The sequence below is a fragment of the Novosphingobium resinovorum genome (assembly GCF_036352595.1).
Classification (GTDB): domain Bacteria; phylum Pseudomonadota; class Alphaproteobacteria; order Sphingomonadales; family Sphingomonadaceae; genus Novosphingobium; species Novosphingobium resinovorum_B.
Genome location: NZ_JAZFAX010000042.1, coordinates 12,842 through 32,157, shown reverse-complemented (window position 1 = coordinate 32,157; position 19,316 = coordinate 12,842). Strand labels below are relative to the sequence as shown.

Below are 19,316 nucleotides of genomic sequence, written 5' to 3'. Positions count from 1 at the left end.
GGGCCGGTGCAATAGCCGCGATGCAGCAGGTGCATGAACGTCTGAAAGATCTGACGTCCTCATAAAACACAAGTTGAAAAGCAAAATTCAGCCCAATGGTATCGGACGGGACTCGCCGGACGCTTACCGCTATCTCGGGATTGACGTGGAAGATGCACTTGCCCTCGCCGAGAATACGGAAATTTGATTAACCGGCTCCTCGCTTTCGGCGAGGGGCCAACTTCGCGCCGCGTGGGACTTAGCCGCCGTTCCCACATATGAGGCTGAACGACGGGTTCTGATCTGATTACCTATGCGTCGGTCCGATTCAGCTTCTCAACAAGCTCTCTAGCCGGTCCGTCCGCGGAATATTGGAGAACAGCTTGCCCGGGTCGATGCCGTAGCTTTGCGCGATCACATCGGCGATCACAGCTTCCAAAGACGCAGTCGGGCGCAGGTCCCGCCCTTCGTAAAGCGCGCCGGGTGACAGCCCCGCCCAGTCCGCAAGGACTTTCCCGCCCCGCACGGCGCCACCTATCAGAAGGGCTGCGGACGCGGTGCCATGGTCCGTGCCGCCGGTGCCGTTTGCTGCCACGGTACGGCCGAACTCGGTGGCGATCAGCACTACCGTTTCGCTCCAGGCCGAGCCCATGCCGTCGCGAAGGGCGGCTAGCATCGCATCCAGCCGCTTTAGTTGCGTCGCCAGCCGCCCGGCCTGACCGCTGTGCGTATCCCAGCCGCCGGTTTCGATCATCGCCACGCGTGGACCGTCAGGCCGGGCGAGGAAGCCGGCGGCCAGGCGCCCCAGCTCGGCCGGGTTCTGCCCCCCGGCATCGTCACCCGCCTGCGCACGCGTCGCCATCGCCGCGGACCACAGGGCGTGGAGCGCGGGATCGCCGGCATAGAGGCCGTCCACCCGCGCCATCAGGTCGTCGGTCGCGCGCGGCAGGCTCGACGAAGCATAGGAGGTCACCGGCGCCGCGCCGCGCAAGGCAAGCGGCACGATCGGCGCGAACGCGATCGGCTCCGCATGCGCGCCCCGCATGAGGCCGACGAGGCGGTTCATCCACCCGTCCTTGATCGCGTAGGGACGGCCGCCGCCCGTCTCCAGCACGTTCTGCCCATCGAAATGCGACCGCTCGCGATAGGACGAGGCGACCGCATGGAGCGCCAGCGCCTGCCCGGCCTGATACATCCTGCCGGTTTCCACCAGCGCCGGATGCAGCCCGAACATGCCGTCGAGCTTGATCGTGGTCGATGGATCAATGGCCAGAGCGCCCCGCGCCGCCACATAGCCGGGATCGCCATGAGGCACGACGATGCCCAGCCCATCCGCCGCGCCGCGCTGGATGACGAAAACGAAACGCCGGTTTCCGGGCCCGGCCGCAAAGGCGATGCGCGGGCAGAACAGCGCGCCCGCGCCGACGGCGGCGATGTTGCGCAAGGCGTGGCGGCGCGAATACGTCATGGTCACCTCCTCAGGAATTCGGGCGATACCAGCAGCAGCGCCAGGCCGGTCGGCAGGCTTTCCGCCCGCGCGATCGCTTGTGCCGTCGCTGGCGAGAGGCTTCCGGGCAGGAGCTTTGGCGCCAGTTCGCGCGGGTCGACGCCGCCGGTCGCGCGGGCCGCCAGCCGCTGCGCCATCTCGACGCGGCGTACCAGCGCGTCGGGCGCGGCCCAACTGGCGGCCACGTCGTCGAACCCGGCGGGCGATCCGGGGCGCCACAGCGGCTGGCCCAGTTGCTGCATCACGCCCGCGATCTGGACGTCATCGGCATTGCTCATGCCCAGCCCGCGCATCGATGAGATCAGCCATTCCCACGGCGTCTTGAACTTGACGGCGGCGGGCGCCCAGCTTTCCGGCGCGTCCACCAGCGCGCGATAGACGGACGGCAAGTCGCCATCACTTTTGCGGAGCGCCGTAGAGAGGCGGGTGACGAGTGCCGGCGACGGTTCGTCCGCGACGAAATGCCGCGCCAGCTTGGTCGCGATGTGATCTGCCGTGGCAGGCGCCGAGGCAAGATCGCCAAGGATCGCGAGTGCCTGCCCTTCGTCCGGCTGGGCGTATGTGCGGCCCATGATCTTGCGCGAGCCTGGTTCGTGCAGCATCGGCCGGAACACGAAGCCGCCCGGATCCCCGGCACCGCCACGCGCCTTGCCGCCCCGGCCCAGCCCGGCGGTGCTCCAGCCGGTGAGCGCGCGGGCGAATTCGGTGACGTCGGCCTGGGTGTATCCGGTGCGGGCGCCCAGCGTGTGAAGTTCCATGATTTCGCGCGCCAGGTTCTCGTTGAGGCCGGGCGTCTTCCTGGGATTGCGACTGGCCGCCCGGCGCGCGAAGGCGCTGCCGGGGCCGACCGACTGCGCCTGGTCGAGGAAAAGCTGCATTGCCGGATGCCGCTCCACCGCCAGCAGCATATCCTCGAACCGGCCCAGCACATGCGGGCGGATCGCCTCGGCCTCGAATGCGCCGGCGAAGGGGATCACCGTCTGCTTGTCGGCCGAGATCGCGAAATGGTTCGACCAGAAATGCACCAGCCGCTCGACGAACGGGGTCGGCGCCGTCAGCGCGCTGACCGCACGGGCATTCGCGGCGACGCGCAGGAGATCGCGGCCATCCTTGCGCAGATCCATGCGGGCGCGTTGCTTGGCCTCGCCCTGCGCCGATCGCACCTCTTGCCGCTCGGCAAGATAGTCGGCCGCGATTGCCGAGGTACCAGGCAAGGCTGCCCAAGCCGGAGGCCGGGCCTCGTAGTTGTCGAGCTGGTCGAGCAACCAGGCCTTGGGATCGCGCGGCAGGCTCTGGTCGGGGCGGGCTCCTAGTCCGAAGCGGTTAAGGGCGATGGCGATGGTCACGGCCGTTTCTCCTGCCTGGGCGATCGCGGTTGCTGGCGGGTCAACGCCTCGACCAGCCGCAGGCGTTCGCGCTGTGGCAATCCGGCGGCAAAACCGGCGATGCTCGCCTCCAGCCGCGTGCGCACGACGCTGTCGGCGGCGCGGGCGCGCGCGAGCGTGGTATCGAGGGCGCCGCGGTCGAGCGTCGGCTGGGCAAGCAGCCGTGCCGCTTCCCGACGAGCCGCGCGTGCCTCGCCGATCTGGGGCTTGAGCGTGCGCATGGTTTCCACCACCGTAAGGCGCAGGTCGCGCCGATAGGGCTGCGGCAGGTCCTGCGCGGCCATGCGCAGGCGCCCAGCGCGACCCAGGCCGTTCACCGGATGCTGCACCTCGGCGCGCTGCCACATGAACCCCGCGCCCACCAGCCCGCCGATTACGAAGACGTTGAGGACCAGCGAGCAGACCAGCAGAATCTGGAAACCGCGCCCCTTCATGGTGTCACCTCGCCAGCATCGAGCGTGGCAAAGATCGTATCCTGATCGTCGGACAGGGCCAGCATCTGCCGGTTCGCCATGTGCGCATGCTGCACATCGAGCGTCAGCACGCCCGCAGCCAGCCCGGCCATCGCCGCCCCTGCCAGCGTCAGCCGCGCCCACCAGCTGCGCAGCACCGAAAGACCCGAAGTCGGCGCGAACGCCGCCAGCGTCCGGCCGACCAGCGCTGCGTGGGGGACCGGCACGCGATGCCGCGCCAGCAGTGCATCGAGCGCCTGCTCCTCACGCGCGCGCTCTTGCGCACCGGGCTCCTGCGCCATCAGGTACATGGCCGCATCCCGTTCGTCGGCGGGCCAGCGATCGGGGCGGGAACCATAGGCGGCCAATAGGCGCGACAGGCGTTCAGGCGTCATCGTGCATTTCCAGCAAGAGTTCGCGCAAGGCGCGGCGAGCGCGCGACAGCAGGCTTTCCAGGGCTTCCACGCTGATCTCCATCAAGGCCGCCGCATCCGCATTCGAGAGTTCCTGATAATATTGCAGCACGATCGCCTCGCGCTGGCGTTGCGGCAGTGCCTGAAGCGCGCGTGCGATGCGCCGGCTTTCGTCTCCGCTCACCAGCGCCTGATCCTGCAGCGGCGCCGGGTCGATACGTTCGGGCGGCTCCGGAGTCAGCGTCTCTCGCCGACCCTTGCGCAGTCGGTCGCGGCACAAGTTGAGCGCCACCTGATGGAGCCAGGTATCGAACCGTGCCGCACCGAAGCGCCAGCGCGGCGCCTGTCGCCAGGATCGTAGCAGGCTTTCCTGCGCGATCTCCTCCGCTGCGGCCACGTCCCCGAGCATGCGGGTGCCCAGCGCGAGCAAGCGCGGCAGCTTGGTCGCGACCATCCGCCGCGCCGCTGCCGCATCGCCTTGCCCGACGCGCCGGACGAGGTCCGCATCCGGATCGTGGCTGTCCGCGCCCTCGGTCAATCGCCGGTCTTCTCCCGCATGGCATCCATCGTGGCCTTGCGCTCATCGGCCGACAGGTGGCCATCATGATCGGTATCCTGCCGAACGAAACGCTTTGCCGCCAGCGCGTCCAGTTCCGCGGCATCGAGGAAGCCGTTGCCGTCCGTGTCCATCCGCGCGAAGGCACGGTCCGCCATCGCACCTTTGCCTCGCGCCTTGGCGGCGGCGGACCATTCCACGGCGCTGACGCGGCCGTCGCCGTCGCTATCCGCCCGCATCATCCGGCTGCGTAGCGCGGCCTGAAACTCGGCCTTGCCGATCCCGTCAGCCTTGGCAGGCGCAGGAGCGGCCAGCGCTGCGACCGGGAGCAAGGCGATCGTCAGGGCGACTATCGCCGGTCCGCGCGTCACCGGTGCCACCCGTCATGCTTTTGATGACGGATGTTGGCGCTTGCCCGATCCTGACGGGCGTGCAGGCGCGCGCGTTCGCGCGGGTTCATCCCGCCGGTCGCGCGCATGCGATGTTCGCTGCGGCTGATACGGTGCTGCTGGCGTTCCAGCCGGGCGGCCTCGTGCCCAGTCAGTTCACCGGAACGCCAGCCCTGTGCGATGCGATGCTGCTGGTTCGCCTGCCGTCCATTGACGCCGGCCAGGGCGGGCGTGACGATCATGGTCGCGACCATCAAGACCGCCCCCATGTGTGTCGAGAGCTTCTTCACGTTCATGACTTCACCTCTTCAGGGTTGATCGAACATGCCGCGCTGCTGCGCGACGGTTCTTGAACGCGGGAAAACCGCAAACCCGTCGCTGCGATCTTCAAAAAATGCGGTCCGTGGGGCGAGCGTTTTCACAATCCCACACAATGGTCGCGAAGTGATGTTGCACGAAGCCGTCACAACCCATCCTCAGCAATGATGCTGGTGAGCCGGAGATGGCGGATGAACGCGGAACGACGCTGCCCGGCTCCCGTTCCGTAGGCATGCCCCTTCGTCCGCGGAGCGGACGCCATCCTTCGTCTCACACCACTGTTTGCGCCGGCCGCTCCTTGTGCCCCGTGTGCGACCGGCGCCGATGCGGTGCGGATCCATGCCCTCGATCCGCACCGCATCTTCCCATTCGAAAGCGAAACATCATGACATACCGAACCCTTGTTCCGGCGACCATGCTAGTCCTCCTGCCGACGCCCGCCTTTGCGGGTGCTCCGATGACGCTGTATCCTGAGCGACTGGGCGCCGAGACAGCACGTTTCGAGCGCGGCGACGCCACGGTGTCGCTGAAACTGCCATCCGGCACCGTTCAGATCCGCCCGATGCCGGTCGAAAAGGGCCGGGTCGCGTTTTCGGTTGCGGTGTTCAACGATGGTCGCCGCTCCGCCAACTTCGGGCCGGAGAACATCTCCGCGACTGTGAACGGCGTGCCCGTGGCGATCCCCACGTACGACCAGCTTGCGCAGCAGGCGCAGGACAAGGCGCGCACCGCCAGGATCGGCACCGCCATTGTCGCGGGCGTGCTGGCGGGGGCCGCCTCCACCGCTTCGGACCACGGCACCTATTACCGACGGGTCGGTGGTCCGCATCACGGCTATGTTCAGGCGATCCACTGGGAGGACAACACCCCCGGCATCGTGGGTGCGGCGGCCGCCGTCGCCGGAGGCGCGCTCGTCATAAAGGGAATCGACGACAAGCTCGACTACACGCTCCAGCAACTGGGCGGCGAGGCGCTGCAGACCACCACCATCGATCCGGGCAGCACCTTCGGCGGAATGATCGTCGTGCCGGATGTCGCCCGCAGTGATCGCTACGCGCATATCCGCATCGACGTGACTTTCGACGGTGTTGCTTATCCTTTCGCGTTTCGTCTTGCGCCGGCCGGTGCGTCGACGGCGGCTCCGATGTCTGCGACGCAGGTATCGGACGGCATCGACGGCGAGATGCCATGACATTCGCCTGCGCCGTCGGGCGCATTCGAGCGCGATGCGCCGAACACGGCGGAACGGGAGGGGCGTCAAGCTCCTTCCGCTTTTCATTTCCGCATTCTTGTGAAGGACAACCCTTGATCCAATCCTCCGTGCATTCCCTCGATCGGCCCCGCGACTGGCCATGGCCCGCCGAGAACGTGCTGCTGATAAAAGCGGCGCGCGCCTGGTGCCGGGCCCGCACGCGGCATCTTGCCACGCAGCCGGCGCTGTTCGTCTGCCTTCGGCGCTTCCATTGTGAACAGCTCATCCCCGTGATCGACAGCCTCATGCTACTGGGCGAGCAACTGCGCGAACGCCGGTTCATGCCTGGCACGCAGTTCGCGCTGTCCGCTGACGAAACCCGCCTCCTAACCCTGTTCGAACAGGCCGAGCGCATGGATGCAAGCAAGGAGGCGATCGGGCTGGAATGCGCTTTTCGCCTTGCCTTGCGATCGACCCGCATGGTGATGAAACGGGAACGGATGCTGGCAGGCGCATGAGCGCCGGCATCGGCGCGCCGGATCAGCCTGGCGCGCCTCTTTGCATCAGGCGGCCAACGTCCGCCAGCTCGCTTTCGCCCAGCCGTCCGGTCGCCGCATAGAGCTGCAGGCGTGCGAGCATGTAGTCGTAGATCGCCTGTAGACGGTCACGCTCGGTGTCGATGTTCTGGCTCTGCGCGTTGAGCACGTCGTTCTGCGTGCGGATGCCGACGTCGCGGCCGATCGTCGCCGCGTCTTGCTGCAGCCCGGCCGACCCGCGCGCGGTGCCCAGCGCCGCGACCCGGCGCGCGCCGTTGGCGACCGCATACCAGGCCTTGCGCGCCTGCAACCGGGCATCGCGCCGGGCGGCATCGACATCACGGAGCGCCTTGGTGGTGTTGGCCTCCGCCTCGCGCTCCTTGGATGCGATGCCCCCGCCGGTATAGAGCGGCACCGTCAGGCGCAGGCCCACGGATGCGCTCTGGATGCGGTCGGGGATGATGCCGTTGCCGCTTTCGCCGCCAAGCCGGTACTGCCCCTGATAGCCGGCGACGCCTTCCACCACCGGACGCCCGGACAGGCCATAGCGATCAACCTCGGCTCCGGCGGCGCGGGAGCTGTGTTGCGCCGCGCGCACGGCGGGCGCGTCGGTTTCGGCCTGCTCCAGCGTATCTTCGAGGGCAAGCACCGGCAGCGGCGGCGTGAAATCGGCAGCGGGACGATCCAGCCCTTCGGCAGGAAGTCCGGTCAGTTCGGTAAAGGCGGCTTGCGCGTAGGCGAGGTCGGATTCCGCCGCGATCCGTTGGACTTCTCCGGCGTCGCGCTTCGCCTCGGCCTCCCGCACGTCGGTGATGCGTGCCCGTCCGGCATCGAAGCGTGCCTGGGCGCCCCGGCGCTGTTCCTCGGCGGCATCGACCTGACGGCGACTGGCCGCCAGGTCATCCTGCGCCGAGAGCAACGTGAAGTAGGCCTGCGCCACCCGCAACACAAGCTGCTGCTCCTCGCCCTCGAACTGCACGCGAGATCCGGCAGCCTTTTCGTGCAGCTGGATGGCCTGTGCGCGCTTCGAGGCGTCGTAGAGCGGCTGCACCGCCTGAACGCCCACGCTGGCGCGGCCGCTGCTGCGCCCGCCGGTGAAATAGGGGTCGAGATCCTCGGGCAGTTGCGCGTTGGTTTCGGTGGCGGTGTACTGGTAGCTGCCCTGGAATTGCACGCTTGGCCGTTTGAGCGCGCGCGCCTGCACGTCCGCTTCCTCGCCCGCATCGCGCTGCGCCTTGGCGCCCTGGTGGTCGGGATCATGTCGGGCAGCGGCGGCCCACGCCTCCATCAGGCCGGTGGCGTGAGCGGGCTGCGGCGCCAGGGTTACGGGCGCTGCGCACAGGGCAGCGGTGGTCATCAGGATCAGGCGGTTCACGGCAAAAGCTCCTGTCCGTCGGCACGCGGGCGCTGCGGGCGGTCGAAGACCAGTTCGTAGAGCGCGGGCAGGACGATGAGGGTAAGTATGGTGGCGACCATCAGGCCGCCCATGATCGCCCACGCCATCGGCCCCCAGAAGGTCGAGCGGGTGAGCGGGATCATCGCGAGAATGGCGGCAAGCGCGGTCAGCATGATCGGGCGCAGGCGGTGGACGGCGGCCTCGCGCACCGCCTCGCGCATGGTCAGGCTCCGGCCCGAAACCGTATGCCCCGAAAGCGTGTCGATCTGCGCGATCAGGATCACCGAATTGCGCAGTACCATCCCGAACAGCGCCAGCGATCCCAGCATCGCAACGAACCCGAACGGGATGCGGAACGCGGCCATGATCAACGCCACGCCGATCAGCGCCAGTGGCCCCGTCGCCAGTACCACCAGCATACGCGGCACGTTCTGCAGCTGCAGCATCAGCAGTACGACGATCACGAACATCGCGAAAGGCACCGCGGCCATCGTGGCGCGCTGGTTGATCGCGCTCTGCTCCTCGGAGCCGCCGTTGACGATCGACGCGCCCGCTGGAAGTTCGTTCCTGAGCGCGGCGATCTGCGGTTCGATTCGCTTGGTCAGGTCGGTGGCCTGTTCGCCTTCGACATCGGCGGAAAGGGTGATCGTCGGCAATCGGTTGCGTTGATACAGCACCGCCGGTTCGCTGGAGGCCGAGACGCGGCCCAGCTGCGAAAGCGGCACGGGGCCGTTTAGCGTGGCGATAGGCAGGCTGGCGATGCGACCGGGATCGGTGCGCTCGGCTTTGCTCAGGCGCAGGATCACGTCGAGACCCAGATCGCGGTCGCGAAAGCTGGTGGTCCCGGCGCCGGCGATGGCCGCCTGCAGCGATTGCTGCACGGCCTGCGTGGATAGCCCCAGACTGCGTACCTTGTCCTGGTCCAGATCGACGCGGATCGCCTTGAGCGGTTCGCCAAGGTCGCTGTTGACGTCCCGCGTGTGGCTGTCGGCGCGCAGGATGTTCTCCAGCTTCTTCGCGACGGGGACGATATCGGCGAGCTGCAGCCCGGCGATGCGGTACTGCACCGGCTGGCCCACCGAAGGGCCGTTCTCCAGTCGGCTGACGCGGCCGCGTACTTCCGGGAAGTTGACGGCAAGCATCTCGTGCAGGCTTTCGATCATGTCCTCGCGCGCTTGCTCGTCCCTGGTCTGCAGAACGAGTTCGGCCAAGGTGATGTCCGGCGTTTGGACGTTGAGCGGGAGATAGAAGCGGGGGGAGCCACCGCCGACGTAGCTGGTGACGGAAAGCACCCGCCTGTCAGGCTTCAACAACCTCTCCATCCGCTGCGCGACCGCCTTGGTCTGGGCGATGCTGGCGTTCTGCGAAAGTTGCAGGTCGACGACCAGTTCGGGCCGGTCGGACGCCGGGAAGAACTGGCGCGGCACCGCGAACTGGAACAGCAAGATCGAGGCCACGAAGGCTGCTGCCGCCGCCGCTACCACCGTCTTGCGGCGATGCAGGCAACGGTCCAGCACACGCCGGAACCAGGCGTAGAACCGGCCGCCGTACTGCTCGTCGGGCTCGGGCGCATCGTCGCGCGCGTTGGGGCGCTGGGGCAGCAGGTGGCAGGCCAGGAACGGGGTGAAGATCACCGCCACGATCCATGACAGCACCAGCGACAGGGCGATCACCTGGAACAGCGATTTGACGTATTCGCTGGCGGTGGCCTGCGACATGACGATGGGCAGGAACCCGGCCACGGTGATGAGCGTGCCCACCAGCATCGGCACGGCGGTGACGCCGTAAGCGCTGACCGCCGCACGCTTCCGCGTCCATCCCGCCTCGAGATGGGTGGCGATGGATTCCACCACGATGATCGCATCGTCCACCAGCAGGCCCAGCGCGATGATCAGCGCGCCCAGCGAAATGCGCTGCAGGTCGATCCCCATGTAAAGCATGCAGGCGAAGGTCATCGCCAGCACCAGCGGAATGCACAGCGCGACGACGATTCCCGGCCGCCAGCCGAGCGACAGGAAGTTGACCGCAAGGACGATGACGATCGCCTCGATCAGCGAACGGGTGAATTCGCCCACCGACTCGTCGACTACTCGGGTCTGGTCGGAAACGGTGTGGATCTGTACGCCTACCGGCATTTCGGCCTGCAGCGCGGCGACGGTATCCTTCAGGTTATTGCCCAGGCGCGCCACGTCGCCGTCCGAACGCAAGCTGATGCCGACGCCCAACGCGTCGCTGCCGCCAAAGCGCATCGAGAAGGTCGCGGGATCGACCGGCCCGCGCTCGACCTTGGCGATGGCGTCCAGCCGCACGCTATGGCCCTCGACGACGATCGGCGTCGCGGCGATGTCCGCCACCGAACCGAAGTCGCCGGTCACCTGCAGGCGCACCCGCTCCGCCCCGCTCTCGACGATGCCGGACGCGGCGACCGCATTGGTGGTGCCCAGCGCATCGGCGATGGCCTGCGAAGTGATGCCCGACATCGTGAGGCGCGCGCTGTCATACGTGACGTAGACCGCCTCGTCCTGCTCGCCGATCAGTTCGGTCTTGGCGACGTCGGGCAGTTCCTGCACCCGGTCGCGCAAAGTCTCCGCGTAACGCCTGAGCACAGGGTAGCCGAAACCGTCACCGGTGATGGCATAGATGTTGCCGTAAGTGGTGCCGAACTCGTCGTTGAAGCTGGGACCGACGACGCCCTCGGGAAGATCGCCGCGGTGGTCGGTCACCGTCTTGCGCACGGTGTACCACACGTCGGGAATCGTGCTACTCTTGACGGTGGAGATCAGCGTGACGTTGAGCGTCGCCTGGCCGGGCCGGGCCTTGCTCTTCACATAGTCGATCTCGGGGATGTTCTCGCCCAGCACCGTCTCGATCGGCTTGATGACCTGCTCAGCCATCTGGTCGGCGCTTGCGCCCGGCCAGCCGACGGTGATCATCATCGTTTTGACGGTGAATTCCGGGTCTTCCTTGCGTCCCAGCGACATGTAGGAAAGCAGCCCCGCCACCGCCGCGATCGCGACGAGAAAGCCGACGAACTGCTGGTGCGCCAGCGCCCAGCGCGAAAGGTTGAACCCGCTCACGACGTGGGCACCTTGGCGATGCGGACCTTCTCGCCGGAATGCAGCAAGTGGACGCCGGCCGTCACCACGCCCTCTCCCGGCTTGAGCCCGGAAGTCACGGTGAGCGTCTCGCCCTGCGGCGCGCCGATGCGCACGTCACGCGGGCGCACGGTCATGGCTCTGCGGTCGAGAACCCAGACCCGCGCCTTGCCGTTGGTCTCAACGACGGCGGTGAGCGGCACCTGAACCGCGCGCCCCATGGACTTGCCGTGAAGCTGCAGTTCGGCGGTCTCTCCCATCAGCAAGGCACCGGCGGGCGCGTCGATCGAAAAGCGCGCGGCGAACGTGCGCGTCGCCGGATCGGCCGCGCCGGACAGGGTGCGCAGGCGGGCGGGGTAGCTCTTGCCCGGATCGCCCCAGACGGTGACCGAAAACCGCGCTGCGTCGCGCACGGCGGCGAGGCCGCCCTCGGGCAGCGAGACGGCGATCTCGGGCTGCGTGGTATCGGCCATCGTCACGATGGTCTGCCCGGCACCCACGACCTGTCCGACCTCGCCCTGGATCTGCGTCACCACGCCCGCGCGCGGGGCGCTGAGCACCGTGCGGGCGAGCTGGGCCGAAGCGGTGCCGCTCTGCGCCGCGGCCGCGCGCAGCTGGGCATCGGCCTGCGCGGTGGAGGCCTTCTGCTGGTCGAACTCGGCTGGAGAGATGAACCCCTTGGCAAGCAGTTCGCGCGATCGGGCAAGATCGGCGCGCTGGGCCGCTGCGGACGTCCGCGCGGCGCCGGCCTGCGCGGCGGCGCTGGCTTGCGCGCGGGCATAGTCGGCCCCGTCGATGCGCAGCAGCGTCTGCCCGGCATGCACCGTGTCGCCCAGGTTTATCGTGCGCTCGACGATGCGGCCCGCGACCTGGAAGCCGATCTGGCTCTCGAACGCTGAACGGATCTCCCCGGCATAGCGCATGCTCGCGCCGCCGCGTGCTTCCGCGACCGTCATGACGGCGACCGGCCGCCGCTCGTCCTTGACCGGCGCTTCCTGCTGGCAGGCGGAAAGCAGGATCGCGGCAACCGATATGATGTAGCCAAGGCGTACCATCTTGTCCCCATGGGCGAAGGCGGCCAAGGCGCGCCCGTTGCAATCGAAGGCCAGGGGAATGGATGAGGCACGCAACAGTCGGTCGCGGTGATTGTAACAGTTTATTACGGCCATCCCGGGCCAGCCCTGGGAAAATCGCGGCGCCCGGGCGCTTTCGGCGGCCGTTACAAACTGCAATGTGTCTTCATGTTCGTCGCGAACGGCATCGCCGCGCCCCGCCTAGATTGGACACAGCTCGCATTTCGAGCGATGACCAACGAAGGAAACCGAAATGAAGCGCCTTATCACTGTCTTGGGCCTGGCCGCAGCGGCCCTGTCCGCCGTGCCCGCAACCGCCCAGTCCGCCGAGCAGGCCGCCAAGGCCAAGGAGATGTTCACCAAGGCCGATGCCAACGGCGACGGCGCGATCTCGCTTGAGGAATGGAAGGCGGCCGGTCGCCGCGAGCGCGGCTTTTCGATGATCGACGCCGACAAGGACGGCAAGGTGACGCCCGAGGATTTGCGCGCCGCCGCCGCGAAGCGGGGCAAGTGATCCGCATGCCCCCGGGAAGCGTGCTATCGCGCTTCCGGGGGCATTGCCCGGTTTCAGGCGAACTTCGGCTCTGCTAGGGAAAAAGCGAGGACATGACGGCTCAAGCGCAGGCATCGCCCCCTCATCAGGGCACCATCGCCATCGTCGAGGACGATCCCGGCATCCGCGATCTAGTACAGGCGCTGCTGACGCGCGAGGGGTTCGACGTGCTCGCCTTCGAAAGCTCCGCCGGACTGGAGGAGACCGTGCTTGCCCGGCTCGACTGCCTGATCCTGGACCTGATGCTGCCGGGCGAGGACGGTCTCGACATCTGCCGCCGTCTGCGCGTGCAGTTGCCGCGCCTGCCGATCCTGATCGTCACCGCCAAGGACGATCCCATCGACCGCATCATCGGGCTGGAGATCGGCGCCGACGACTACCTCGCCAAGCCCTTCAACAAGCGCGAACTGCTGGCGCGGCTGCGCTCGATCATCCGCCGTACGCGCGACATCGACACCGCCGTCGGCGAGGAAGCCGGCGACAACTTCCGCTTCGACGGCTGGTTACTGCGCCTCGGCCCCCGCGACCTCACCAATCCGGTGGGCGAGCCTGTGTCCCTGACCACCAGCGAGTTCGACCTCCTCCACGCCCTGCTGCTGCATCCGCGCCGCGTGCTTTCGCGCGAGTTGCTTATCGACTGGACACGCGGCGGGCACGCCAACCCCGTGGACCGCGTGATCGACGTGCAGATGAGCCGCCTGCGTCGCAAGCTGGGCGACGATCCGCGTGATCCGGCGATGATCCGCACCGTACGCGGCGACGGCTATCTCTTCGCGCCGGGCGTGACCCGATCATGAAGCTGCGGCCCCTTCGCCTGCGTGACCGCATCGCCGCGATCGTCCTGTTGCACCTGCTGGCGATGGTCGCGGTCATCACCATCTTCGTGCAACAGACCGATGCCAGCCGGATGAATCCGTTCTACCGCCTGCCGGACCCCGTGAAGGTCGCGCTGATCGCCTCTGCGTTCGAACGCACCCCGCCCGAAACGCACGGCGATCTTGCCCGGGCATTTTCCGACCTCACGCTCACCGTCAGCCTGCGGCCGCGCTTGCCCGATCCGATGCCTGGTGCCGTCACCCCCGAGACGCTGCTGCGCTATCGCGATGCGCTGGGCGGCCGCCCGTTTCGCGTGCAGGTGTTCGGTGTCGAGGGGGCTCGCAGTTTCGACAGCCAGCCCGGCCTCACCCGCAGTCCGATCCGGATCGTCGTGCAACTGCCCGGCGGTCAGGCGCTGGCCGTCGAGCAGAAGGTGACCGCGCCCGTCACCAAGATTCTCAACAATTTCATCCTGTTTCTCATCATCGTCGCTGTTCTGGACGTGCTCGTCATTCTGTGGCTGGCAGGGCAGACCACGCGGCCGGTCGAGCGGCTCGCCGCTGCGGTTCGACGCGACGAGCTGGACGAGTTCGAACAGTCCGGCCCGCGCGAGATCATCGAACTGGGCGAGACGATCCGGCAATTGCGGGCGCGCCTGCGCGGCATGATCGACGAGCGCACCCGCATGCTGGCGGCGATCGCCCATGATTATCGCACGTACCTGACCCGCATGGACCTGCGCCGCGAATTCATCGACGATCCCCGCCAGCGGGAACTGGCAGGCAAGGATGTCGAGGAGATGCGCGATCTGCTCAGCGACACGCTGACCTTCGCCCGCGAATCCTCAACCAGCGATACCGAACTCGCCACCTGCGAGGTCCGCACCGAACTGGCCGCCGTCGCCATGGAGCGCAGCCGCGTCGACCAGAACATCGAGATCACGCCAATCGGCGAGGCGATCGTCGTCAAGGCATCGCACCTGTCCTTCCAGCGCATGATGGCGAACTTGCTCGACAATGCCGTGCGTTATGGCGGCGAGAGGGTGCATGTGCGGGTGCAGGTGGAAAAGACACGCATCCACATCCTCGTGGAAGATGACGGCCCTGGCGTGCCTGACCAGGACCTTGCGCGCCTGCTGCAACCCTTCGAACGCCTGGAGCCATCACGCGCGCGCCAGACCGGCGGCGTGGGCCTCGGCCTCTCGATAGTCCAGGCGCTGGCCCGCCGCTACGAGGGTGACCTCCAGCTGGAAAATCGCAAGGAAGGCGGCTTTCGCGCGATCCTTACCCTGCGCTGCGGCGAATAGATCGCTCTGTTTCGCTGAGAAAAACTGTTACAAGCACACTGCACGAACGATGCACGGCAGGTCGACAGAAGACTCCTCAGCAAGGAGTCCCAACATGAAGCCTCTCTCTTTCAAGCCCCTGACGGACCATGTCCGCCTTGCCATCGCCGGGTTGTGCCCGGCGGCGATACTGGTGGCAGCTGTCATACCGTTTCAGGCCGAAGCTCAGGTTGTGCGCCATACAGTAGTGCGAACCGGCAACGGCGCCGTCCACAGCCGCACGGTCGTCGTCGATCGCAGCCGCGCCGGCTGGTGGCATGGCCATCCTTCTTTCGTGCATTACCACGGGCCGCGTGCAGGCTACTACTTCGCGCCTGGCCACGGATACTATGCGATCCCGCGTGCTTACGTCCACACGACCTGGGTGGTGGGGCATACGTTGCCGGGCGCGATGCGACGCTATGTCGTTGTCAACCCTATCGGCTTCGGCCTTGCCCCGCCGCCGGCGGGCCATGGATGGTTCTATGCGGGAACCAATTTCGTGCTCATCAGGATGTCCAGCGGGGTGATCGTGCAGTCCGTCGCCGGGGGCTGGTGATCAGTCCAGCTCGGTGCGACAGCCGACGCCGGTGTTCGTAACCCGCTTAAAGCTACCATGGACCGGGTTATCCTGAACGTCTGCTCCGGTCGGGAGCAGACGTTCAGGATCCTGGCTAACGACGTCTGGACGTGGGTCGCAAACGGCCGGTTTGCCGAAGGAAGGGTCGGTAGCAATCCTTGCCCTCCCTCGGCTCAGCCAGCAACGTTTTAGGCGCCGGAGAATAAACTACGTCCGCGCTGGGAAGCGAAACTCTGCCTCAATGATCGGCAGCATGCGCCGACGCGAGTGCAACCCTATTTCCTTTGCGGGCCCGGCGAGCAGCGAGGCCGGATCGGGCAAGCCATCGGTCAACACTCCGGCCCACACCTCGGCCAATTCCCGGCGGCGAGGAAGGTAGGCTGCCCGGTTGTAAGCGCTCTCGACCCTTTCCTTGGGAACATGGGCAAGCATCAAATCGATGACCTTGCGATCATGGCTCTTTCCTTCCCGCTCCGCCCACTCGTTCATGATCGTCGAGAAGGCTGCGCGAAAACCGTGCGGGACATGGCGACCGTGATAGCCTGCCCGGTTGAGGAGATAGCCGATTGCGTTCTCGCTCATGGGCTTGTGGGCATGGCGGGTGCTGGGGAACACGAACTTGCCCCCGCCGGTGAGCGGCCACAGCGCCCTGAGCACGCCCACCGCCTGGGGCGTGAGGGGAACGAGGTGATCGCCATCGATCTCGTCCTTGCGATCGAGATCGCCTTTCATCCGTGCCGCGGGGATGCGCCACAGCGGTTCGCGACCATCGAGATCCTCCATCTCGGCCCAGAGCGCCCCGCGAAGCTCGCTCGGCCGCACTGCGGTGAGTGCAAGCAGGCGCAGGGCCAGGCGGGTGATGGGGCGAGCATAGTCGCCTTCGGCGGCGACGATCATCGTGCGCAGGGGCTCGATCTGGGTGATCGCCGGTTGGCGGCCCTTTCGCAGCGGCTTGAGGACAGCGCCGAGCTTTTCGGCCGGATCGTTTTGCGCGATGCCCTGGGCGATCGCATAGATGAAAACGGCGGATATGCGTTGGCGTACGCGCCTGGCGGTCTCGATCGCGCCGCGCTGCTCGATCGCTCGAAGAACGCCAAGCACATGAGGCGGTGTCAGGCTCGCGATCGGGAACTCGCCGATCAAGGGGAAGACGTCGCGCTCGAGGCTGCGGAAAATATCGCTGGCGTGGACAGCCGCCCACTGGGCCTTCGCATTTGCGTGCCATTCCCGGGCGACCCGCTCGAATGTCTGGCGCTCCGCCTCGAGGTTGGCCTCGACCCGCAGTTTCTTCGCGATGGTGGGATCTCGACCCTCGCACAGCGTGGTGTAGGCTTCATCGCGTTTTGCCCGTGCGTCGGAAAGCGTGACAAGCGGATAGGCGCCGAATGCCATCCCCTTTTGCTTGCCATCGAACGTGTAGCCCCATCGCCAGAGTTTTCCTCCGCTGGGCGTGACGAGCAGGAACAGTCGATTGGTGTCGGTGAGCTTGTAGGGTTTTGGGCGCGGCCTTGCCGCGCGGACCTTCGCTTCAGTGAGCATCTGCGATCTCCAAAAAGTACCACGTTTTTGGACGCCGCGTACCACGTTTGCGTGCTTCCAGAGCGCTGGAAGGGCATGGACGGGTACGGACGGCCGGAGCCGAACAGGCGTGCTAAACGTCGGTAATCAGGGAGAAAAAGTCCATCCAGGTGGTCCTTTGTGGACCGTTCTGGAAGGGCTCTTGGCGGAGAGGGTGTCCTCGCTGATGGTTGGCTAGAAGCCCTGCTTTCCGGGCATTTCCACATCGCGTGGGCTACCTGACCCTCAAGGTAACCCTCAATCTTGTTCTTGGTGCTGCAATCGAGGGCAGGTGTATTCGAATTGCCGCCCCTCGATCACACGTGCATCAGGTCCGCAGAGCGCGTGACTGGGTTACCTGTCCGTCGCCCGGCAGGACATAGTACCAGGGTTGCTGTCCCCCGCCAACGCGAACTGGTTTCCCCCGAAATCGGCGCTCTAACGCATAGCCGATCTAAATCAGGCCCCCACCTCCGAACACAGTGATTGTTTGCACCTGACAGCAGTCCGAGCATTGGGATACCGCAGCCAGCGGTGAGGGCCGTTCATATTTAGAGGCAAGATGCCCGGTTTCCTGGGGCGTGTTGGCGGCTGTGCGCCCATCCTTGCCGCTCGGTTCCAGCTATCGAGCGCCAGAAAGCTGACCTTCAGCTATGACCTGGCCTAGGACTTAGCAGTCGTTCCTTCGCGACATGCCGGGTGACCGGTCCCGTCAGGAGCCGACGTTCGGCGTTATCCTACCGTCCAGTAATTGCAGCGGCATATGGGCCGGATCATTCCGACCGCTTGTAGGTTCGCAACTTGCCGAAAGCTGCCGCGCCGATATGCGATAGGATTTGCCGGACGATGCCGTTACTCCGATCAGAATACGATCGCAGGCGGACCGAGGGTCTTTACACAGTGGATCAAAATGAAGACCTGATGTGTTTGGGTGAAAGCTTCTACCACGCAGTCATGCCGATCGCCGTTCGCATCGGTCAGATACATCCCGCGCTTTCCCGACGCCCGTCGTGAGCCAAGCGGCACCAACGCGCCAAATTCATCGTCAGGCGTAAATACGGTACGCCAGGCGTGCTGGCCGAAGACTTCAGTGAACGTCGGAGATTGGATAGCGCGACGTAAAGAGGTGCGGAATCCGTCGCCTTCGATAAGTTCGGGCTTGTTGAGGACGAGCACGGCACAGCGGCGATGATTTTTCGACACATACTGACGGATCGAGGCGTACAGCGACGCCTCAAACTTTTTGGCCAATCCGATCGGCGTCCAGATGCTGAACTTTTCGTCGGCCGCCATCGTCGCGAAGGTGTCGAGCTGAAACAGCACTTCGGCGGCAAAAACATTCGCCTGACGGTCGAACAGTTCGGCCGTCTCCGGCTCCAGCGCCATCTCACAATCTTCGACGATTTTGTACATGCCGCGCTGCCAGGGCAGGAACCCATGTGCGGCTTCGTGGAATGTGACGAAGCGCCTCTTCGGCAGGTATAGCGAGTGATCGAGGAAGATCAGGCCTGCGACCGCGTCAAACAGGCCAATCACCTTGCTGACCGCGCTTTTCAAAAAGCCGCCCGCCTTGGCACGCATCTTTTCGACAAAGCTTGGGTTGAGGACATCTTCCTTGACCTCTTCGACCTTCGCCACTTTCAGGATGTGATCGATCGGGGTCGGGAACACGCCCAACGCGCCGGCTTCGCGTAGTGCCCTTTCGGCCTCCGCCCGGACTTTCGCAAACTCACCTTGGGTCAAAGTGCAATCGTCCGGGCGCAAGGTCATTTCTTATCTTTCCAACGAATGAAGGCGAGGTGATCGCGAAGCGCCTTTTCCTCATCTGCTGAGAGGTTTTCGATCGCGAAGGTGGCCGCTCGGCCGTGCTTCACGCCGGGAGCACGATCGCCTGCGGGTGCGATATAGCCCGCCAGCTGCATCAATGCCTCGTACGCCACACCCAATGCCGACGATAAAGCAAACAATATGTGCGGCGAGGGTTTGGTGATCTTTCCTGTCTCCAACTGACTCAGATATGCATTGCTGACCTCCTTCTCCGTCGCCTCCTCGACGTCGCGAAGGGACATGCCGAGCGATTGTCTCACACTTTTGAGATAGTCGCCCAGCTTGTTGGGCCGCCCCGTATCACTGTCTGTTTCATCACTCATCTGTCCTCCTTGATGATAGCCGGACGCGGAGTCCGAGCGATGACA

General features: G+C 66.0%; 19 protein-coding genes. 6 read left to right on the top strand and 13 right to left on the bottom strand.

Going from position 1 to position 19,316, the window contains the following annotated elements; all coding sequences use genetic code 11:
- Positions 1 to 307: 307 nt before the first annotated feature.
- The 7 genes from V2S85_RS23870 to V2S85_RS23840 are packed head-to-tail and all read right to left on the bottom strand — an operon-like array spanning position 308 to position 4,977.
- The gene (locus V2S85_RS23870; protein ID WP_330705299.1) at positions 308 to 1,447 is read right to left on the bottom strand and encodes a DUF1501 domain-containing protein; all 1,140 of its coding nucleotides are present in this window, start codon (positions 1,445 to 1,447) and stop codon (positions 308 to 310) included.
- A gap of 2 nt (positions 1,448 to 1,449) precedes the next feature.
- On the bottom strand, positions 1,450 to 2,832 hold the full coding sequence (locus V2S85_RS23865; protein WP_330705298.1) for a DUF1800 domain-containing protein: 1,383 nt from the start codon (positions 2,830 to 2,832) through the stop codon (positions 1,450 to 1,452).
- Complete coding sequence (locus V2S85_RS23860; protein ID WP_330705297.1) at positions 2,829 to 3,305, bottom strand: periplasmic heavy metal sensor; 477 nt, start codon at positions 3,303 to 3,305, stop codon at positions 2,829 to 2,831. The genes V2S85_RS23865 and V2S85_RS23860 overlap by 4 nt, the downstream gene beginning before the upstream one ends.
- Positions 3,302 to 3,718: a hypothetical protein gene (locus V2S85_RS23855; protein WP_330705296.1), complete on the bottom strand. Its 417-nt coding sequence runs from the start codon at positions 3,716 to 3,718 to the stop codon at positions 3,302 to 3,304. The genes V2S85_RS23860 and V2S85_RS23855 overlap by 4 nt, the downstream gene beginning before the upstream one ends.
- Entirely contained in the window at positions 3,708 to 4,274 is a 567-nt protein-coding gene (locus V2S85_RS23850; RefSeq protein WP_330705295.1) for an RNA polymerase sigma factor, read from the bottom strand. The genes V2S85_RS23855 and V2S85_RS23850 overlap by 11 nt, the downstream gene beginning before the upstream one ends.
- Positions 4,271 to 4,663, bottom strand: a complete 393-nt coding sequence (locus tag V2S85_RS23845; RefSeq protein WP_330705294.1) for a signal transduction protein — start codon at positions 4,661 to 4,663, stop codon at positions 4,271 to 4,273. Before V2S85_RS23845 ends, V2S85_RS23850 begins: the two co-directional genes overlap by 4 nt.
- Complete coding sequence (locus V2S85_RS23840) at positions 4,660 to 4,977, bottom strand: hypothetical protein (RefSeq protein WP_330705293.1); 318 nt, start codon at positions 4,975 to 4,977, stop codon at positions 4,660 to 4,662. Before V2S85_RS23840 ends, V2S85_RS23845 begins: the two co-directional genes overlap by 4 nt.
- A 407-nt stretch (positions 4,978 to 5,384) precedes the next feature.
- Between V2S85_RS23840 and V2S85_RS23835 the strand changes: the two genes are divergently transcribed.
- Positions 5,385 to 6,191 carry a hypothetical protein gene (locus tag V2S85_RS23835; protein WP_330705292.1) on the top strand — a complete coding sequence of 269 codons (807 nt, stop codon included), beginning with the start codon at positions 5,385 to 5,387 and terminating at the stop codon, positions 6,189 to 6,191.
- Positions 6,188 to 6,709 carry a hypothetical protein gene (locus V2S85_RS23830; protein WP_330705291.1) on the top strand — a complete coding sequence of 174 codons (522 nt, stop codon included), beginning with the start codon at positions 6,188 to 6,190 and terminating at the stop codon, positions 6,707 to 6,709. Before V2S85_RS23835 ends, V2S85_RS23830 begins: the two co-directional genes overlap by 4 nt.
- 22 nt (positions 6,710 to 6,731) lie before the next feature.
- On the opposite strand, the gene V2S85_RS23825 is transcribed toward V2S85_RS23830, so the two are convergent.
- Genes V2S85_RS23825 through V2S85_RS23815 form a run of 3 tightly spaced genes read right to left on the bottom strand, consistent with a single transcriptional unit; the run spans position 6,732 to position 12,300 of the window.
- A complete protein-coding gene (locus tag V2S85_RS23825; RefSeq protein ID WP_330705290.1) occupies positions 6,732 to 8,102 on the bottom strand; it encodes a TolC family outer membrane protein in 1,371 nt (456 codons plus the stop codon).
- On the bottom strand, positions 8,099 to 11,200 hold the full coding sequence (locus V2S85_RS23820) for an efflux RND transporter permease subunit (RefSeq protein ID WP_330705289.1): 3,102 nt from the start codon (positions 11,198 to 11,200) through the stop codon (positions 8,099 to 8,101). The genes V2S85_RS23825 and V2S85_RS23820 overlap by 4 nt, the downstream gene beginning before the upstream one ends.
- Entirely contained in the window at positions 11,197 to 12,300 is a 1,104-nt protein-coding gene (locus tag V2S85_RS23815; protein WP_330705288.1) for an efflux RND transporter periplasmic adaptor subunit, read from the bottom strand. Before V2S85_RS23815 ends, V2S85_RS23820 begins: the two co-directional genes overlap by 4 nt.
- Before the next feature lie 244 nt (positions 12,301 to 12,544).
- Between V2S85_RS23815 and V2S85_RS23810 the strand changes: the two genes are divergently transcribed.
- From V2S85_RS23810 to V2S85_RS23795, 4 genes are all read left to right on the top strand, one after another.
- Complete coding sequence (locus tag V2S85_RS23810; RefSeq protein WP_330705287.1) at positions 12,545 to 12,805, top strand: hypothetical protein; 261 nt, start codon at positions 12,545 to 12,547, stop codon at positions 12,803 to 12,805.
- Between the two features lie 92 nt (positions 12,806 to 12,897).
- Positions 12,898 to 13,641 (top strand): response regulator, encoded by a 744-nt coding sequence (locus V2S85_RS23805; protein WP_330705286.1) that lies wholly within the window; start codon positions 12,898 to 12,900, stop codon positions 13,639 to 13,641.
- The gene (locus V2S85_RS23800; protein WP_330705285.1) at positions 13,638 to 14,966 is read left to right on the top strand and encodes an ATP-binding protein; all 1,329 of its coding nucleotides are present in this window, start codon (positions 13,638 to 13,640) and stop codon (positions 14,964 to 14,966) included. Before V2S85_RS23805 ends, V2S85_RS23800 begins: the two co-directional genes overlap by 4 nt.
- Before the next feature lie 94 nt (positions 14,967 to 15,060).
- The gene (locus tag V2S85_RS23795; protein WP_330705284.1) at positions 15,061 to 15,543 is read left to right on the top strand and encodes an RcnB family protein; all 483 of its coding nucleotides are present in this window, start codon (positions 15,061 to 15,063) and stop codon (positions 15,541 to 15,543) included.
- Positions 15,544 to 15,771: 228 nt separating this feature from the next.
- Here V2S85_RS23795 and V2S85_RS23790 read toward each other — a convergent pair whose 3' ends face one another.
- The 3 genes from V2S85_RS23790 to V2S85_RS23780 all read right to left on the bottom strand — a co-directional run bounded on the left by V2S85_RS23790 (position 15,772) and on the right by V2S85_RS23780 (position 19,271).
- Complete coding sequence (locus V2S85_RS23790; RefSeq protein ID WP_330705283.1) at positions 15,772 to 17,103, bottom strand: tyrosine-type recombinase/integrase; 1,332 nt, start codon at positions 17,101 to 17,103, stop codon at positions 15,772 to 15,774.
- 879 nt (positions 17,104 to 17,982) lie between these two features.
- Positions 17,983 to 18,891 (bottom strand): ImmA/IrrE family metallo-endopeptidase, encoded by a 909-nt coding sequence (locus V2S85_RS23785; RefSeq protein WP_330705282.1) that lies wholly within the window; start codon positions 18,889 to 18,891, stop codon positions 17,983 to 17,985.
- On the bottom strand, positions 18,888 to 19,271 hold the full coding sequence (locus tag V2S85_RS23780; protein WP_330705281.1) for a helix-turn-helix transcriptional regulator: 384 nt from the start codon (positions 19,269 to 19,271) through the stop codon (positions 18,888 to 18,890). The genes V2S85_RS23785 and V2S85_RS23780 overlap by 4 nt, the downstream gene beginning before the upstream one ends.
- Positions 19,272 to 19,316: the final 45 nt, after the last annotated feature.

Bases quoted from the DNA above. Each gene is read 5' to 3' on its own strand.
- V2S85_RS23870 (WP_330705299.1), bottom strand. From the start codon at position 1,447: ATGACGTATTCGCGCCGCCACGCCTTGCGCAACATCGCCGCCGTCGGC.
- V2S85_RS23860 (WP_330705297.1), bottom strand. From the start codon at position 3,305: ATGAAGGGGCGCGGTTTCCAGATTCTGCTGGTCTGCTCGCTGGTCCTC.
- V2S85_RS23855 (WP_330705296.1), bottom strand. From the start codon at position 3,718: ATGACGCCTGAACGCCTGTCGCGCCTATTGGCCGCCTATGGTTCCCGC.
- V2S85_RS23840 (WP_330705293.1), bottom strand. From the start codon at position 4,977: ATGAACGTGAAGAAGCTCTCGACACACATGGGGGCGGTCTTGATGGTC.
- V2S85_RS23835 (WP_330705292.1), top strand. From the start codon at position 5,385: ATGACATACCGAACCCTTGTTCCGGCGACCATGCTAGTCCTCCTGCCG.
- V2S85_RS23830 (WP_330705291.1), top strand. From the start codon at position 6,188: ATGACATTCGCCTGCGCCGTCGGGCGCATTCGAGCGCGATGCGCCGAA.
- V2S85_RS23810 (WP_330705287.1), top strand. From the start codon at position 12,545: ATGAAGCGCCTTATCACTGTCTTGGGCCTGGCCGCAGCGGCCCTGTCC.
- V2S85_RS23805 (WP_330705286.1), top strand. From the start codon at position 12,898: ATGACGGCTCAAGCGCAGGCATCGCCCCCTCATCAGGGCACCATCGCC.
- V2S85_RS23800 (WP_330705285.1), top strand. From the start codon at position 13,638: ATGAAGCTGCGGCCCCTTCGCCTGCGTGACCGCATCGCCGCGATCGTC.
- V2S85_RS23795 (WP_330705284.1), top strand. From the start codon at position 15,061: ATGAAGCCTCTCTCTTTCAAGCCCCTGACGGACCATGTCCGCCTTGCC.
- V2S85_RS23790 (WP_330705283.1), bottom strand. From the start codon at position 17,103: ATGCTCACTGAAGCGAAGGTCCGCGCGGCAAGGCCGCGCCCAAAACCC.
- V2S85_RS23785 (WP_330705282.1), bottom strand. From the start codon at position 18,891: ATGACCTTGCGCCCGGACGATTGCACTTTGACCCAAGGTGAGTTTGCG.
- V2S85_RS23780 (WP_330705281.1), bottom strand. From the start codon at position 19,271: ATGAGTGATGAAACAGACAGTGATACGGGGCGGCCCAACAAGCTGGGC.